The sequence below is a fragment of the Nocardia sp. NPDC051570 genome, assembly GCF_044454005.1.
In the GTDB taxonomy this organism is placed as follows: Bacteria; Actinomycetota; Actinomycetes; order Mycobacteriales; family Mycobacteriaceae; genus Nocardia.
On sequence record NZ_JBITDI010000002.1, the window covers coordinates 465,569 to 480,764 of the forward strand.

A 15,196-nucleotide genomic window follows, 5' to 3' on the forward strand; every position below is an offset into this window, starting at 1 on the left:
CCCCTGCTCACCCCACGCCACGCTGCCGATCACATCCGGGCCTGGTCGAGGCAGGCTTCCATGGGCACTGGTCGAGGGACGGGCCTCGGCCTCGCCGGAGGCGCGGTAGGGGTTTCGACGAACCGCGCATCGGACACCGAGCGTTCTCCGGATACTTCCAATGGAGAGTTCGTCCTATGCCTTTGCCATGGCCGCGTCACGGTCTGGAAGGAGTCCGGATGCGAAGCAGGGTACGGCCCTTGGGAATCCTTGTGGCAGCGATGATGATGGCCGCATGGCTCACGGCGTGCGGGGATCGGGGGTCGGCGCTGCCCTGGTGTCCGGTGGTGCCGGGGCACCGGGTCGACTGTGATGTGGTGTCGCGGGCCCTGGTCGTGAACAGGCCGGAGCTGGGCACGACCGATGTCGGCTATGCGGTCGTGCGGCACAGCCGAACCGATGTCGCCGCCGCGGGAACGATCGCACCGAATCCGGGTGGGCCGGGCGTACCGATGATCACCAACCCCGCCAGCGCGGTCAAGCAGGTCGCGGGCCTGCTCGACGATTACGACCTGTTGCTGATCGACCCGCGCGGCACCGGAGTATCCGCTGCCGTGAACTGCGGCGTGTCTACCGCCGAATTCAACCACGGCACCCGGGAACAACAGAAGGATGCGGTCGCACGCTGTGCGGACACACTCGGTCCACGAGCGGCGGGTTACACCTCGGCAGCGACCGTCGACGATTTCGATGCGGTGCGTGAGCGCCTGGGAGTGGACAAACTGGTGCTGTATGGGAGCTCCTACGGCACATATCTGATGCCGATCTACGCCCAGCGCCATCCGGATCGGGTTCGGTCGATCGTGCTGGCCGGCGCCTATCCGCTCGACTTCGATCTGCTGCAGCGGCCCAATGCGGAGGCGGTATCGCTGACCCTGCAACGGATCTGCGAGCGAAGCCACGCCTGCGACGGCAATACCGCGGTGGCCGACCTGCGCGTGCTGGCTGCCCGGTTACGCACCCAGCCGATCACCGTGGGCGACCCACAGCCCGCGCTGCTTACCGAAGGTGAATTCGCCAATCTGGTCTTCGAGACCGCCACCAGCGATGTGGGAGCAGACCCGAACGCGCTCGTGCCGCTGGGCACGCTTCCGGCGGCGCTGCATGAGGCCGCCCTGGGAAACGACGGGCCACTACGGGAATTCGCCGAGCTCGCACTCGCCGAGCCCGACGACGAGAACATCGACCTGTTCATCACGGTGGTGTGCAACGACTATCCGACGCTGTGGTCATCGAATGCCGCGGTGCCACAACGAGAACAGCAATATCGGCAGGCGATCGCGGGAATCGAACTGGGCGCCTTCAGCGCCGAGGGATTCGACGCCGGACAACGCGACGGCGGGGATATCTGCATCCGCTGGCCATCGGTGGACCATGTACAGCCGAACGCCGATAAACTGCCCGACGTTCCGGTGCTCGTACTGTCCGGCGACCTCGACGCGATCACCCCGGACACCAACGGCAGACTCGCCGCGACCCCGTTCCCGCACGCCACCTTCGTCTCCGTCCCCAACACCGGCCACACGCCCGACGAGGAACCCACCGGCTGCGTGGCTGGCATCGTGTCGCGCTTCGTCCGGACGGGAGGCACCGAACCGCCCTCCTGCCTCGACGACATCCCGCCGATCAGAGTCACTCCCGTAGCACACTGAGATTCGGTCACGAGGGGCGCTGCTATCCGATTTGCCCCGATCACACCATCGCCCCACGAGGCCCCGGAGCTGAACCGACTTCCGGCGGGTCAACCTCGCGTCGCTCCCGTCGGCCAAACGATGTCGACTGGTAAGCCCTTCTCATGCGCGAATGCGACCACGCTGCCGGTACCGCTGCGCTCGCCCGCCTGCCCGTCCCACACCGCGATCAGTCGGTCACAGGAGCCGAGCATCGCCTCGTTTGCCGCTTCATAGGCGTCGGTGTCCGCATCGGCGAAGTCCATCACCTGCACAGACTCGGCCCGCTGAAGGAACTCGTCGAACTGCTCAGCATGGTCGGGCTTCACCTGGCGCGCACGATAGTTCCGCGACGGCAACACCACTTCAAGCCGACCACCCGTATCGAGAACGGCCTGAGCGAACACCGAATCGGCACCGCGAGCAATACAGCTCACCCCAACCAGATCTGCAGAGTCTACGGTCTTCGTCAGGTGACGGATGATCTCGTCGTACACGAGCGGCACCGTGTCCGCCGTGATGTTCATGTGTCCGGTGACACCGATCCGCATTCTCAGCTCCCCTACACCGCAACGTTGACCAGTCGGCGCATGTTGTCCCGGAACTCTGCGACCGCGGCCACGTTCGTCAGTTCTGCCGTTCATTTGTACACCCGCAGTTTGGAGCATGCCCACGCTTCCCTCGTGTGCAGCATTGTGAGGCCGAGCAGTGCGGGCCGATCGGTCGTTTCATGATCGTGAGCGGCGAAATGATCGAAAGATTATGTGTGCCTAGGTAACAGAGCACACGCAGCTGTCGATGAGACCTAGCAGTCCGACGAGCGGACCGAAAACCATGTTTTATCCCGTCAGGGAAGAGCGGCATCAGGGAAAGGAGAGCTATGGGTCGCGCGAACGACGCCGAGTCTTGGACCGAGGAGCGTTCCAAAGCGATCTGGTATGGGGCGCAGCTCATCGCGGCCGCCCTAGTGGTTCTGGGGCTGCTCTGCTGGCAGCCATGGGCCGAGCCGGAGTATCGACGGGTCAAGATGGACGGCGGGCCGACCGTCATGTGCGTGACATACAAAAACAGCGTGACGTGCCCGCCGTGATTTCCTGAGCGATCGGTCGGCTCAAGGGAAACGTGGTGACATCAATTCGACCCACATGTCATGACAGACGGCATCCCAGAGACGCCACAGCTCCGGTAGCTGCTCGCGGGCGTCCGTGAGATCCGGATATCGGTGATCGAATTCGGTGAGCGGAAGGTTCTCGGCGGTGTTGTACACGGCCATGATCCCGATCCGCACCGGATGGTGATCGAGCCGCCAGGTCGCCTTCAGGCCGTCGATCTCGGTTGTGTGCACGCCGTTCATCGGCCTGCCGATCTGCCGTAGTCGGATGACTTGGCCGCCAGCGTGTTTCGACCCAATATGGTGATCTCGAATCGGCCAGGTCGGGCTCCCGTGACGATCAGGCCGCGGCTTGCCAGGTTCGCCACCGTCCGCCGCGCCGTCCACTGGTCGAGATTCGCCGAGTTCTTGATCTGCCTTTCGGTCAGCATCCCACCGCAATTCAGGGCCCGCAGGGCACGAGCCTCTGCCACGGTGAGGTCGTAGAGCCCGGACATGTCCATCGCCTCCGATCGGTGATTTCGAGGAACCCCGGCAACCCGGGTTACGTCCGAGTAGACACCGAAATGCTCTGCTGGACCGTCCATTACGGCCATTCCAGCGAAACCGCTGAGTAGTCCAGTGTGAGATGGTCCAATGAGAACCGGTCCAGCAGTAGTGGGTTCAGCAACGAAGGTCCGGCATGGGCCGCAACCGATAGTGAGGCAAAGCAATGGCGAGTGGTTCCACCCTCCCCAGGCGTGCGCTCGGTCGGCGCCTCCGCGAACTGCGACTGAAGGCCAAGAAGAGCCAGCTCGCGGCGGGCCTGGCCATCGAGGTGTCCAAGCAGGGGATCGGGCGCATGGAAGATGGTCAGGTGGTCAGGATCAGCACCTCGCAGTACCGAGACCTACTCGACTTCTATGCGGCCGACGAGGAGGCCAGGGCCGAGGTCTTGGGCCTACTGCAGGAGGTCAAGGCCTCCAAGGGCCATTCCTCAGGGGTTTGGTGGCGTGCGTACGCCGATGTGGTCAACCCGCATTTCGATCACTTCATGAGCCTCGAACAGGCCGCGAGCCGGATGACCACGTTCCAGCTGACATTGCTCCCGGGCCTGCTGCAAACTCCGGCCTATCGACGATGGATCATGAAGACCACCGATCCGCTGATGTCCGCGGTTGACGCTGAACGCCAGCTGGAATTGCTCGCACGTCGGCAACAGAGACTCACCGAAGATCCGGACTTCTCCCTGCAGGTATTGCTGTCGGAGGCGGCGCTGAGGCACCAGACCGGCGGGCCTGATGTCATGGCCGAGCAGGCCAGGCACCTCCTCGTCGTCGGCGATCTGCCCAATGTGACGATTCAGGTGATCCCGTTCGGCGCCGGTCCGCATCCTGGGCTTGTGGTCCAATCGTTCACTCTGTTCGAGTTCCCGCCACTGCACACGAGTCGTTTGCCGGAGCCGCCAGTGGTGTTCGTGGAAGGCTTCACCGGCGCGTTGTTCCTGGAAGAGGACAGCGAGAACGACGATGTGATCCAGCGTCATCGAAAAGCCTTGGAGGACATCCGTTCGGTAGAGTTGGCGGCGGACGCCAGTAGGCGACTGGTGCAGGAGATCGCAGAGGAGTACGCCGCGTGACCAGGGACTTGTCCTGCACGATTTGGCACAAGAGTAGCTACAGCCAATCCGGCGGGGATTGTGTCGAGGTAGCGCATCTGGACGATGGCGGCGTCGGGGTCCGTGACAGCAAGAACACGAGCGGACCCGCCCTCGTCTTCGCCCCCGGCGAGTGGGACGCCTTCACCGCCGACCTCCAGAACGGCGAATTCGACCGCCCCTGAACCACTTTCGGACACCACCGAGGCCCTCAGCATCGCTGAGGGCTTCGCTTTGACGACCGAGGCGGCCTCAGGCCGCCTCGAGGACCACGCCGCTGCCGGACTGCGCCCACGGAACGATCACCTGTCCGGGGCCGGGATCGGTTGCCGGTTGCGGAATTCGGAGGATACGAACTCGGATCGGGTCGGTGGTTCGGGGCTGTCCGACCCGGACCGTCGGGTCGACGGTATCGCTCGACACCTGGTGTTGTGCCACCGTCGTGCCTGCGAGCAGGGCTGCCGCGGTGTGTAGCAGCACGGGATCGTGTTCCCCGTCGTAGATCCAGCGCATACCCAGCACGCCGTGTTCGCTGGTGCCGATGAGCGCGTTCTCGGCGCCGGACAGTGCGGCGCCGCGGTAGGTCATCGGGACGTGGTAGACCACCGGATCCGGCCCGGAATCATCTGTGGCCAAATAGAATTCGATCCCCACCGCTCCGGCGGGATCGTCGAGACGGAAGCCGCCCACCCGCTGCAACCGCGGGGTGCCGGTGCCCAGATACCAGGGTTGCCGCGGCAACCACCGAGTCAGCAGTTCGACTTTGCCGGGACTCATGGTGGTGTCGTATACGGTCGCCATGGACCGACTGTAGTGGCCGTGAGAGGCACGCCGAACACCGACGGGGGCAGCCGATTCGAGAGCCTCCCACCGGGCACCCGGACCCGATCCTGGCCGGGAACGAGCCCCGACAACCAGTTCCGGGCGTTGGGGTGGCCCGGTCTGCCGGAGCCCCTCCGGTCCGGGGATCGCGGTCGGCGGGCACGGTTAGTGCGTCTGGATAGGTGGAGGTCCGAGGACAGGTAGGACCACTGTGCATGTCGATGGAGTGGCGTGCGCGGGATCGAGGGCGTTGAGTACCTCGTGCACTGCCACCGGGTCCGAGGGCAGCTCATTGTGTTCGGTGAAATCGGTCGGGCACTGATCCTGCAGCACGATGTCGTGCACGTTGGGACCGTCGAGCAGGCCCGTGGTGTAGGGGGTGGAGATCTCGTCGTACCGGGTGACGATCAGGGTGAACGCAATATCGGGTGCGATACCGGGGTCCGGATCGAGGACCTGCAGGAACGGTGAGCCCGGCGACAGCTGACACGGTCCGCATTGCCGCACCGCCGCCGCACCGCTGCCGGTGGATGCCACCAGTGGCTGCAGGGCGGCGAGACCACTGATCGTCGAGCCGTGCAAAGGTGCGGCCAGAGCCACGAAGTGGCCGATCCTCGAGACACCGCCGACCCGGCTGAGGTAGTAGAACGCCACCGCCCCGCCTATCGAATGGCTCACCACGTCGACCTTGCTCGCTCCGGTGGCGGCCATGACTCGGTCGACGAAGCCTGCGATCTGTGCGGCGCTGTCCTCCACGCGAGCGATCGCACCGATCGGACCCAGCGCGCCGGTTCCGTAGGTCGTGGTGAACACGCAATAGCCGGTCCGCGCCAGGATCGGCGACAGCGTCTGCCAGGTGATGGTGTCATTGGACAAACCATGCAGCAGCACAACGGGATTCGGATGCGCGACGCTCGGGCGACAGGACCAGTCGTCGGCGCCCGGTGGCGGTTGCCCGGGCGCGGTCAGCTCGGCCTGTAAACCAGCGAGATAGCTGTAGGAAGGGCCGGGATCATCCGCCCGGACCGGGCCGGTCGTCGTCATGAGCATCGCCGCCAACACTGCACCGCATAACGCCAATCGCATTGTCGCACCCCTTGTTTCGCGACCGGTCGGCCTCCCCTCGCCCCTCCGCGAGAGCTATGACCGACCGGCCGGTCATAGCGTAACGTGTCGAATACGCTTGCGGTAGTGGAAATGAGAGGATTGTGGTCATGCCCCGACCCGCTGAACCCGGTCGTAGCGCCCTATTGGACGCCGGTGCCGTGGTGGCCGAGCGCGAGGGACTTCGCGGATTGTCGATCAACGCGGTGGTCGCCACCGCAGGGATGGCGAAAGGCAGCTTCTACCACCATTTCTCGGATCGACGCAGCTACGTGATCGCACTGCATCGCCGTTACCACGATGCCCTGACCGCGGCCATCCTCGCCGACATCGGCGACCCTGCCCCGGGCATGAATCGCCTCCGTGCGGGCATCGCCGCCTACCTCGACGCGTGCCTGCACACCCGCGGCACGAAAGCCTTTCTCGCCCAGTCACGGACCGATACCGACCTGCTCGACGAGGTGCATGCGCGCAACCGGTCGGTGGCAGCGTTCATCGAACCGGATCTGGGCGCCGTCGGCTGGCCGGACCCGGCCGCTGTCGCGCACCTGGTCGTCGCGATGGTCGCCGAGATCGCGCTGGTCGAACTGTACGCCGGTGGGCCGCAACAGAATCTGCGTGTGGCGGTCATCCAGATGATCGATCCCGACAGTCGGGGTGACGCCCGGTCAGTGCACGTCGAGTAGGGCATTGCGGACGGCGTCGATCGCGGCGTGAGTGCTGCCCGTGCATGCCGCGTAGCCGCGACAGCCTTGCGCCGGAGAGGGTCTCACACGCGGCCCGACCGCCTGATCGAAGGACTGCGCGGGGACGACATTGTGCTGAGCAGGCCGCGGGCGAAACGTTCGTAGCGTTCGGAGGTGAATTGATCCGGTTGTGAAAGTGTCAGCCGCCTATCCCCCGTCCGCCGCCGGTGATGAGCACCCGCGCTCCGTGCAGCTCCATATGATCAGTTCCTTCCTGGTGACGACTTTGTCCACATGCCCACTGGCGGAGGCGAAAACGCCCAGCTGTGACTGTATACCAGTAGCTACTGAATCGTAACTACGGAATCGTAGCTACCTGGATCGACTCGCTGCTCGTTGCCGGTGCAGGTCAGCGATCGACGCGGACTCCCCGTACCCCGTTGGTGGTAAGGAGAATTCGTGCACGGGTAAGGGCGAGTTCAAGGGCTTTCCTGGAAGCGATGGATCGGACGTTTCCCATAACGTCCACTCATCGGCTTGTGCGGGAAAGGGATGGGTGTGGGTGTAGTGGTCGCGGCAGCGAATTCGCCGATGGTGAAATCGGGTGCCGAGCGTTTTCTTGTATATCTGGGCATGGCGATGGCTTCAGCGGTTTTCGCAACTGTCACAGACCTCGAAACACATCGGACGTGGGCATGTCTCGCGGTTGTCGCGTACTCGGTTGCCGCCCTGCTGGTAGCGCATGGTCATGATGGAACGGCGGCCGTTGCGGCGGCCGGTGGGGCAATCCTGATACCGGCCGTTGTCTTGATTGCCGCCGGGGCCGGGCAGCTCGAGGTGGCGGTCGTGATCAGATCCGCCGGTGATCTGCTCGCGACCGGCAGCCCTTATGTGCCGATGCCGACCGAGGTGGGACAGTACAACGCGTACGGACCGGCGATGGCGTTGTTCGGATTGCCCGCGCAGATGCTTCCGGCGAGCCGGTTGTCGGATCCGCGGATCTGGTTCTTGGTGTTCTTCGTTGTCTGTGTGTCGTGGTCGGTGCGGGCGATTCTCCAGTCGAATCCCACGCCTCGGGCCCGCATTCGAATTCTGATGCTGATCGCATCACCCGTCGTGGCGTTGTCCGCCGCAGTCGGTGGCGTGGATCTGCCGGTGATCGGTGCGGCCCTGGTGGGACTCGCGGCGGCCGCCCGGGGCCGATATGTGGTGAGCGCGTTCGCTTTCGCATTCGCCTGCGCTCTCAAACCTCTCGCGGTGCCGATCCTGGTGGTAGCCCTGTTCCTGATCGGCTCACAGTACGGACACCGGGCCGCCGCTCGAATGAGCCTGTGCTGGCTGGCGATCGCGTCATTGCTCTACGTCCCCGCCCTGTGGGATCTGCCGGTCTTCGTCCATCACACCATCGCATTCCCCTTGGGCCGCACCCGAATACTCACTCCCGCAGGCGAGTCGTTGATCGGTGGAGCTCTCACCGCGGCGGTCCCCCACGGTGCGACCATCGCCAGCGCACTGCTCTGCACGGCCGCGGCATCGGCGGCAATCCTTCTGATCCGCAGACCTCCGAATTCCTTCGTTACGGCCAGCGCATTCGCGGCCGCCGGGCTGTCCGCGCTGTTTCTGCTCGCACCCACCTCGAGATTCGGGTACTTCATCTACCCGATCATGCTCGCGGGCACGGCAGTAATCGTCTGGATGGAATCGCGCGGTACTAACCGGTCAGACTCGGCTTACCATTCTCGAGATGGCCGGCGAAACGTCGCAGCCACGGGGCGCGCTGTTCGGGCACACCTGAACCGGTTCCGCCCGAGCCCGACGGCAGGGGCAGCCGGGCCACTTCCGGTTCGGACGCAACGGTCGCCGTAATGTCATACCAACCGTGTGCGGTGCTCAGCGGGTCGTAGCCGACCGTTGTGGTTTCGCCGGGTCCGATCTCGATCGAGTTGTGGTCGGTGATCGTCATCCGCACCGGCGGTCCGGCGGGCAACCTGTTGTGCAGGGTCAGTTCGAGTTTCGAACCCGACAGCGCCAGCGTCGCCTCGAGGCCGATCGTGCCGGGATTGCCCGCGGCCTCGACCAGGAATCCGTTGGGACCGTGGATCGCGATGTCGTAGCAGTCGGTCACCGGGATCGATCCGGATACCGTGGCCGCCGGGGGGACGTCGAAACGCTGGACGCGACTCGGATCGCGATAGGCGTAGACGGACAGGTTGACCGCCCTGGTACCGAAGTTGTTCAGCGCCAACGATATCGACGTCGCGCCCGCGGTCACATTCGCCAGCGGCTGATAGGGCAACGGGCGGGCGGGCCTGCGATCCGGTGGCTGCGACGGCGGCACCTGCTGGAACGGCGCGGGCGGGACGGGCGTGCCCAGCCCGGATTTCAGGGCGTCGGCCTCGGCCCGCATCGCGGCGGTGTCGGGCAGCAGCGGGATGGTTGTCACCCGGCTGCCGAAATCGAAGCAGGACAACAGATCCCCGCAGACGCTGCGCCGCCATGGCGAGATGTTCGGCTCCGCGACACCGGTCCACCGCTCCAGGAACCGCAGTACCGAGGTGTGGTCGAAGACCTCGGAATTCACCCATCCGCCCCGACTCCACGGCGACACCACCACCATCGGTACCCGCGGGCCGAGTCCGATCGGGACCGGCGGGCCGGCCGCCGGCGGCAGCGGGCCCGAAGCCGCCGACCCGGAACTGGATTCGGTGGACAGAGCGTCGGAGGTCACCGGCAGTCCGGTCGCCGCGGCCAGCTGATCCAATGCCGAGGCCAGATCCCTGGCCAACGGCTGGCTCGCGGGCAGGTACTCATCCGCGGTGCCCGGCGGCGGCATCGGTGGGATGACGTGATCGAAGAATCCGTCGTTCTCGTCATAGTTGATGAATACCGCTGTCTTCGACCACAATTCCGGATCGGCCCACAGTGCGTTGAGCACGCCCTGCACGTAGGCCTGGCCGTCGACCGGGCGCATGGCCGGATGTTCGGTGTAGCCGAACGGCGCGACGACCCACGATACCGCGGGCAATGTCCCTGCGGCACAGTCGGATTTGAATCGAGCGATCACGTGATCGACATCCTTGCCCCGACCGGAGTCGGGCTTCCAGCCGTCGTGCAGACCGCCGCGCTCGGCGAGCTGACGCACCGCCGGATCCGGGGAGGCGAGGGCGTCGTGATACGCCTGGAACAGCCAGAGCGGATTGTCCCCGTAGTCGCCGACGAACGGGCTCGATTCCTGGTCGCCCACTTCGTCGTTCGCATAGACCTGCCAGGAGATCCCCGCGGCCTGCAGCCTCTCCGGGTAGGTCGTCCAGTGCAGGATCGGCTGGTAATCCGTCGGGTTGTAGGTCACGGGTCCGCCCGCCACACCGCGCGGATCGATGGTGCCGGTCCAGTGGTAGAGCCGGTTGGGCGTCGTCTGGCCCTGGATCGAACAGAAGTACTGATCACAGATCGTGAACGCCCGGGCGAGGGCGCGATGGAACGGAATATCCCCCTCGTCGAAGTAGGCCATCGTCATCTCGGACTTGACCGGAATCCACAGGTCGTTCCAGCCGCTGTCGATCGCGACGTGCGTGGTATCCCAGTCGTGCAGCAGATCGGCCAGATCCTGGCCGTCGACCTTGGTGGTGTCGACGCGGAACGGCAGCAGCCGCTGCCCGTCGACGCGCAGCGGGTCGGGCTGATGAAAGACGTTGTCGCCGTAACGCTCCCGCAGCGCGGTCTTATCGCCGAAACCACGCACCCCGGCCATCGTGCCGTAGTAGTGATCGAAGGAACGGTTCTCCTGCATCAGGATCACCACATGCTCGAGATCGTCGAGCTTCCCGCGCCCCGACGACGGCGGCACCGCCTCGGCCGACCCCGGTGGCAACAATGCGGCAAGCCCCGCGGCCGCGGCAACACCGCCCAGGAATCGACGGCGACTCGGCTCGTGACCACTGCGCGGACTCACGACACGGCTCCGGAAGCGACGGGAAACTCAGGGCGTGGGACAACGATCGGGCAGATCCGCATCGACTGGGTCCTCCGGAAGCACATGGGCCATGGACATTCCACACTGTCGAGATACCGAACTGCACAGAAACCTACCGCACATCAGCAATCTGGCAACTTATAGGCAATAGGTGTGTGCGGTGGCTGGCCGCGATCGTTGCCGCCGAGTCGGCCGCCGCTTCCGTGCACTCGAGAACGACTAGCGGATGCCGTTCAGGAAGGCGTCCAGTGCCGACCACATCTGCGGATTCAGTTGGACGTGGCGGCCCGTGCCCGAAACCACCTGGAAATCAACGCCGTTCGCGGCGAAGCGGGAGACGAGTGCGCCGTGCAATGGGGCGGGTACCTCGGTGTCGGTGGTGTTGAGCAGCAACAGGATCGGGGCGTTGTAGCCGGTCGCGGGGATCGTCATATAGGACTCCAGTGCTGCGCGAATGGTGGTGTCGGACAGCGGCTTCGACAGCAAGTCGCCGATACCGACGCCCTGCACGCGGGCATCGATCGCGGGCTGGCACAGGGTGGACACCTCGTCGAGCAGGGCCTTGCCGCGCGGGGTCAGGTAGCCGTCGACGTCGAGATCGGGGCGCGCGGCGCGCAGGCCCGCCAGGATGTCGGCGAAGTAGCCGGTGAGGTTTTCGGCGCCGGGGATCGCGGGGAAGCCGGGTCCGGCCAGGGGCAGGGCCTTTTCGATATCCGATTCCGGATCGACCGCGATGGTGCCGCGGAAATCGAGGTCGGGGGCCACGCGGGACTGATGCCAGCCGGTGCCGAGCGCGGCCTGGCCGCCCTGGGACAGACCCAGCACGGTCCAGGTGCGCGAGAGTTCCGGGCGGGCCGAGCGCGCGGCGCGGACCATATCGATGGTCGCGGCGGCCTCGGTGTCCAGGCCCAGATAGGGATGCGGGCCGGTGTCGTACAGGCCGAGGCCGAGGTAATCGGGTGCGGCGACGGCGAAGCCGAGCGAGACCAGATGCCGCATCAGCGCATCTTCCTCGTCGATGTAGACCGTATGCGGTCCGGTCGCCGGATCGGATTTGCCGCCGCAGCCCTTGCCCAGTCCGGTGGTGCCGTGATCGAAGGCGACGATCGGCCAGCCGCCCGCCGGAGCCTCGCCCGCGGGCACGAACAGCGCGCCGCTGGCCGGGCGGGACGTCCCGCTCGAGTCGATGGTCCAATAGCTGATCACCGAGCCGCCGGGCTGACCGTGGAAGCCGTCCGGCCGCGCCGACTCCGAAATCAGCATCCCGGCAGTTTCCGCGGCGGCCGCCCCGGACTGCACCACAGGGAGGACGCCGACCATCGCGGCGAGCACCGCGAAGTAACCGATACCGCCACGCAAAACCCGCATCAAAACTCTCTCCAGCAATCTCAAACGTCAGTTGTTCACAGATTAAGCTACTTCACAGCAAATCCAAGCCGAGGTGAGGAGCGACACAACAGCGCCACGCCGGATACCATCCCGATGTGCACACCGCCGTCACCATCGTCACCGACCTTCCGCTCGGCGGGGCGCCCACGATCGCGGTCACCGGAATTCTGGACTCCACCAACGCCTTTCGGCTGCACGACGCGCTCACCATGGTCGTCACCCTGCGGCCCGCCGATATCGTTCTGCTCGATCTGACCGCGGTCCACGGCATCGACGAGGCGGCCCTGCGCGTGTTGCTCGTGCACGGTGATCGCCTGCGGCAGTTGGGATCTCGTCCACTGTAGCGGCCCGGGGGCCCGCACCGCGCTCGTGCCGATAGCATTCGCGGTCGGAATCGGTTGGCAGAGCGAGAGGTTGTGGAGTGATCGGTTGGTGGCATGCCCTGGTGCTGGGGTTGGTGCAGGGATTGACGGAATTCCTGCCGATCTCGTCGAGCGCCCATCTGCGGTTGACCTCCGCGGCGCTGGGGTGGCCCGATCCGGGTGCGGCCTTCACCGCGGTCACCCAGCTGGGCACCGAGACCGCGGTGCTGATCTACTTCCGCGCCGATATCGCCGCGATCGTGCGGACCTGGACGCGGTCGCTGGTGCGACCCGAACTGCGCAAGGATCCACAGGCCCGGCTGGGCTGGTTCGTCATCGCGGGCACCGTGCCCATCGCGCTGCTCGGCCTGGCATTGCAGGACACCATCGAGACCGCGTTCCGGGATCTGCGGCTGATCGGCGCGACCCTGATCGTGTTCGGCCTGGTGCTGGGTCTGGCCGACCGCACCGCCCGCAACAGCAAACCGATCGCCGAGCTGAATCTGCGCGACGCCCTGGTCTACGGCTTCGCCCAGGCCCTGGCGCTCATCCCCGGAGTGTCGCGCTCCGGCGGAACCATCAGTGCCGGTCTCGCACTGGGCTATACCCGCGAGGCCGCCGCGCGCTACTCGTTCCTGCTGGCCATCCCGGCCGTGCTCGCCTCGGGACTGCTGGAACTGACCAAGATCGGCGATGCGGGCCACGCCCCGGCGTGGGGACCGACGATTCTGGCGACCGTCATCGCGTTCGCGGTCGGCTACGGGGTCATCGCATGGTTCCTGCGGTACGTGTCCACGCGCGGATTCGCGCCCTTCGTCTACTACCGGCTCATTGTCGGCGCGGTGCTGATCGCCCTGGTCGCCACGGGCGTGCTCGCCGCCAACTCCGGATCCATCGGCTGAGCGCGGGCAGTGAGCTGCGTCATATCCGAAGCGAGCACTTTACCCATCCTTTACCCTCGAACGCGTAGGTCCGCTTCGATCGGAGGGTGCTCCATGAACGACGTGATCAAGGTTCTCGCGCAGGATTCGAACTGGGACAAGTGGGTGGCGGCGAACTCCTCGTCGGCGGCCAAGGACGGCTGCATCTCCAAGTCGGGCTGCATCTCCAAGGCCGGTTGCATCTCCTAGTGCGACACGTGGGCCGGACCGCCGCGTCGGTCCGGCCCCGATCGCGGATTCCCCATGGACACACTTCCCGCCGTGCGCCCGCTTCCGGACGCCTTCGTCGACGCGACCCGCGATATCCCCTTCTACCGTGATCAGGCAGCGGCGAATTCGTTCCCGATCATCACCAAAGCCGATCTGGCGCATACCTTTCCCGAATCGTTCCTGACACCGGATGTGCGGCAGGCACTGGATTCCGGTGCTGCGCAATATGTCTGGTCGACCGGCACCAATCATGCCCGGATGCAGTTGATCCGGCCGCCGCTGTTCCTGCTGAAGACCTACTACGCCGTCTGGCGGGACCATCCGCAGATCGGCGACACCTTCGCCGCGGGCGTGCCGCGCGTCTCGGTGACCACCCGACTGGCCACCGATCATGTGGCCCGGGTCAACGAGTTCGCGGGCGGCGAACCCGCCGACCCGGTCCGGCGCTGGCTCGACGAGCGCACCTTCTACGTCAATCAGGATCTCGATCCGGCCCACTGGTCCGCCGAGGCGGTCGATCGGATGCTCGCGGAGATCGATCTGGTCCGCCACGAAACCGGCGATGGCCGTTACCATCTCGACTGCTCGTCCTATCACGCGGCCCATCTGCTCCTCGCCGGGGGCGAGCGAGTTCCCCGCCCGGCCAGCGCGATTCACGGCTACGAGTTCACCCCACGCAATGTCCGGCGGTTCCTCGTCGAACGGCTCGGCTGTCCGGTCGTGGAACTGTTCGGCAGCACCGAGCTGGGCTATCTGTATTACGGCGATACCGACGGCCGCTACTATCCGCATCTGCGCGAGATGCAGGTGGAACTCCAGCCGATTCCCGGCAGCCGCGGCATCCACAGCCTGGTCGTGTCGAGTATCCGCAATCCGTATATGCCGCTGCTGCGCTACAACACCGGCGATTGCGTGCACACCCACGACGGATCGGCCGATCCGAACCGGATCGCGCGGTTCTGCGGCCGGGAGAAGGAACTGCTCGTCTCCGACGGCGCCATCACCTCCCAGGCCGAACTCGACGATGTGGTGAACGCGACCGATCCGCGAATCTTCGTCTACCAGTTGCGTGTTCACGGATCCGAGGCACTGCTCGGCTACACCACCTTCGACGGCGCGCCGCTGGACCGCGCCGCGACCAAGGCACTCGCGACCGCGGCCTCGGATCTGACGAGACTGGGCGTCACCGCCATCCACGAATCCCATATCCCCATCGGGCCGTCGGGCAAATACGCCTGGCTCGTTCGCTGAAG

The 15,196-nt window shown here is 65.6% G+C and carries 16 protein-coding genes; 9 read left to right on the forward strand and 7 right to left on the reverse strand.

Annotated features, from left to right (window positions below; genetic code table 11):
- Positions 1–218: 218 nt before the first annotated feature.
- Complete coding sequence (locus ACIA76_RS05865) at positions 219–1,691, forward strand: alpha/beta fold hydrolase (protein ID WP_397148926.1); 1,473 nt, start codon at positions 219–221, stop codon at positions 1,689–1,691.
- Positions 1,692–1,780: 89 nt separating this feature from the next.
- Here ACIA76_RS05865 and ACIA76_RS05870 read toward each other — a convergent pair whose 3' ends face one another.
- Positions 1,781–2,260, reverse strand: coding sequence for a hypothetical protein (locus ACIA76_RS05870; RefSeq protein WP_397148928.1), 480 nt, complete (start codon positions 2,258–2,260; stop codon positions 1,781–1,783).
- Positions 2,261–2,589: 329 nt separating this feature from the next.
- Here ACIA76_RS05870 and ACIA76_RS05875 point away from each other — a divergent pair, with 329 nt between their 5' ends.
- Entirely contained in the window at positions 2,590–2,799 is a 210-nt protein-coding gene (locus ACIA76_RS05875; protein ID WP_397148930.1) for a hypothetical protein, read from the forward strand.
- Positions 2,800–2,820: 21 nt separating this feature from the next.
- Here the strand turns inward: ACIA76_RS05875 and ACIA76_RS05880 are convergent, their stop codons facing one another.
- Together ACIA76_RS05880 and ACIA76_RS05885 are read right to left on the reverse strand one after the other, a co-directional pair.
- Positions 2,821–3,054, reverse strand: coding sequence for a hypothetical protein (locus ACIA76_RS05880; protein WP_397148932.1), 234 nt, complete (start codon positions 3,052–3,054; stop codon positions 2,821–2,823).
- 5 nt (positions 3,055–3,059) lie between these two features.
- Positions 3,060–3,416: a hypothetical protein gene (locus ACIA76_RS05885; protein WP_397148934.1), complete on the reverse strand. Its 357-nt coding sequence runs from the start codon at positions 3,414–3,416 to the stop codon at positions 3,060–3,062.
- 116 nt (positions 3,417–3,532) lie between these two features.
- Here ACIA76_RS05885 and ACIA76_RS05890 point away from each other — a divergent pair, with 116 nt between their 5' ends.
- Together ACIA76_RS05890 and ACIA76_RS05895 are read left to right on the forward strand one after the other, a co-directional pair.
- Complete coding sequence (locus tag ACIA76_RS05890; protein WP_397148936.1) at positions 3,533–4,438, forward strand: DUF5753 domain-containing protein; 906 nt, start codon at positions 3,533–3,535, stop codon at positions 4,436–4,438.
- Complete coding sequence (locus ACIA76_RS05895; RefSeq protein WP_397148938.1) at positions 4,435–4,641, forward strand: DUF397 domain-containing protein; 207 nt, start codon at positions 4,435–4,437, stop codon at positions 4,639–4,641. Before ACIA76_RS05890 ends, ACIA76_RS05895 begins: the two co-directional genes overlap by 4 nt.
- 67 nt (positions 4,642–4,708) lie before the next feature.
- Here ACIA76_RS05895 and ACIA76_RS05900 read toward each other — a convergent pair whose 3' ends face one another.
- Both ACIA76_RS05900 and ACIA76_RS05905 read right to left on the reverse strand, forming a co-directional pair.
- Positions 4,709–5,257: a 1,4-alpha-glucan branching protein gene (locus ACIA76_RS05900; protein ID WP_397148940.1), complete on the reverse strand. Its 549-nt coding sequence runs from the start codon at positions 5,255–5,257 to the stop codon at positions 4,709–4,711.
- A 186-nt stretch (positions 5,258–5,443) separates the two neighbouring features.
- On the reverse strand, positions 5,444–6,322 hold the full coding sequence (locus ACIA76_RS05905; RefSeq protein WP_397148942.1) for an esterase/lipase family protein: 879 nt from the start codon (positions 6,320–6,322) through the stop codon (positions 5,444–5,446).
- 170 nt (positions 6,323–6,492) lie between these two features.
- Between ACIA76_RS05905 and ACIA76_RS05910 the strand changes: the two genes are divergently transcribed.
- Positions 6,493–7,068 (forward strand): TetR/AcrR family transcriptional regulator, encoded by a 576-nt coding sequence (locus ACIA76_RS05910; protein ID WP_397148944.1) that lies wholly within the window; start codon positions 6,493–6,495, stop codon positions 7,066–7,068.
- Between the two features lie 1,711 nt (positions 7,069–8,779).
- Here ACIA76_RS05910 and ACIA76_RS05915 read toward each other — a convergent pair.
- Together ACIA76_RS05915 and ACIA76_RS05920 are read right to left on the reverse strand one after the other, a co-directional pair.
- The gene (locus ACIA76_RS05915; RefSeq protein WP_397148945.1) at positions 8,780–11,020 is read right to left on the reverse strand and encodes a phosphocholine-specific phospholipase C; all 2,241 of its coding nucleotides are present in this window, start codon (positions 11,018–11,020) and stop codon (positions 8,780–8,782) included.
- Positions 11,021–11,260: 240 nt separating this feature from the next.
- On the reverse strand, positions 11,261–12,409 hold the full coding sequence (locus ACIA76_RS05920) for a lipase family protein (RefSeq protein ID WP_397148947.1): 1,149 nt from the start codon (positions 12,407–12,409) through the stop codon (positions 11,261–11,263).
- A 116-nt stretch (positions 12,410–12,525) separates the two neighbouring features.
- On the opposite strand from ACIA76_RS05920, the gene ACIA76_RS05925 reads away from it, so the two are divergent.
- The 4 genes from ACIA76_RS05925 (at position 12,526) to ACIA76_RS05940 (ending at position 15,194) form a co-directional block, all read left to right on the forward strand.
- Positions 12,526–12,774: an STAS domain-containing protein gene (locus ACIA76_RS05925; protein ID WP_397148949.1), complete on the forward strand. Its 249-nt coding sequence runs from the start codon at positions 12,526–12,528 to the stop codon at positions 12,772–12,774.
- A gap of 80 nt (positions 12,775–12,854) precedes the next feature.
- On the forward strand, positions 12,855–13,694 hold the full coding sequence (locus ACIA76_RS05930) for an undecaprenyl-diphosphate phosphatase (protein WP_397149421.1): 840 nt from the start codon (positions 12,855–12,857) through the stop codon (positions 13,692–13,694).
- Between the two features lie 93 nt (positions 13,695–13,787).
- Positions 13,788–13,922, forward strand: a complete 135-nt coding sequence (locus ACIA76_RS05935) for a hypothetical protein (RefSeq protein ID WP_397148951.1) — start codon at positions 13,788–13,790, stop codon at positions 13,920–13,922.
- Positions 13,923–13,976: 54 nt separating this feature from the next.
- Positions 13,977–15,194, forward strand: coding sequence for a hypothetical protein (locus ACIA76_RS05940; protein WP_397148953.1), 1,218 nt, complete (start codon positions 13,977–13,979; stop codon positions 15,192–15,194).
- Positions 15,195–15,196: the final 2 nt, after the last annotated feature.

Bases quoted from the DNA above. Each gene is read 5' to 3' on its own strand.
- ACIA76_RS05865 (WP_397148926.1), top strand. From the start codon at position 219: ATGCGAAGCAGGGTACGGCCCTTGGGAATCCTTGTGGCAGCGATGATG.
- ACIA76_RS05870 (WP_397148928.1), bottom strand. From the start codon at position 2,260: ATGCGGATCGGTGTCACCGGACACATGAACATCACGGCGGACACGGTG.
- ACIA76_RS05875 (WP_397148930.1), top strand. From the start codon at position 2,590: ATGGGTCGCGCGAACGACGCCGAGTCTTGGACCGAGGAGCGTTCCAAA.
- ACIA76_RS05885 (WP_397148934.1), bottom strand. From the start codon at position 3,416: ATGGCCGTAATGGACGGTCCAGCAGAGCATTTCGGTGTCTACTCGGAC.
- ACIA76_RS05890 (WP_397148936.1), top strand. From the start codon at position 3,533: ATGGCGAGTGGTTCCACCCTCCCCAGGCGTGCGCTCGGTCGGCGCCTC.
- ACIA76_RS05900 (WP_397148940.1), bottom strand. From the start codon at position 5,257: ATGGCGACCGTATACGACACCACCATGAGTCCCGGCAAAGTCGAACTG.
- ACIA76_RS05905 (WP_397148942.1), bottom strand. From the start codon at position 6,322: ATGACGACGACCGGCCCGGTCCGGGCGGATGATCCCGGCCCTTCCTAC.
- ACIA76_RS05910 (WP_397148944.1), top strand. From the start codon at position 6,493: ATGCCCCGACCCGCTGAACCCGGTCGTAGCGCCCTATTGGACGCCGGT.
- ACIA76_RS05920 (WP_397148947.1), bottom strand. From the start codon at position 12,409: ATGCGGGTTTTGCGTGGCGGTATCGGTTACTTCGCGGTGCTCGCCGCG.
- ACIA76_RS05935 (WP_397148951.1), top strand. From the start codon at position 13,788: ATGAACGACGTGATCAAGGTTCTCGCGCAGGATTCGAACTGGGACAAG.
- ACIA76_RS05940 (WP_397148953.1), top strand. From the start codon at position 13,977: ATGGACACACTTCCCGCCGTGCGCCCGCTTCCGGACGCCTTCGTCGAC.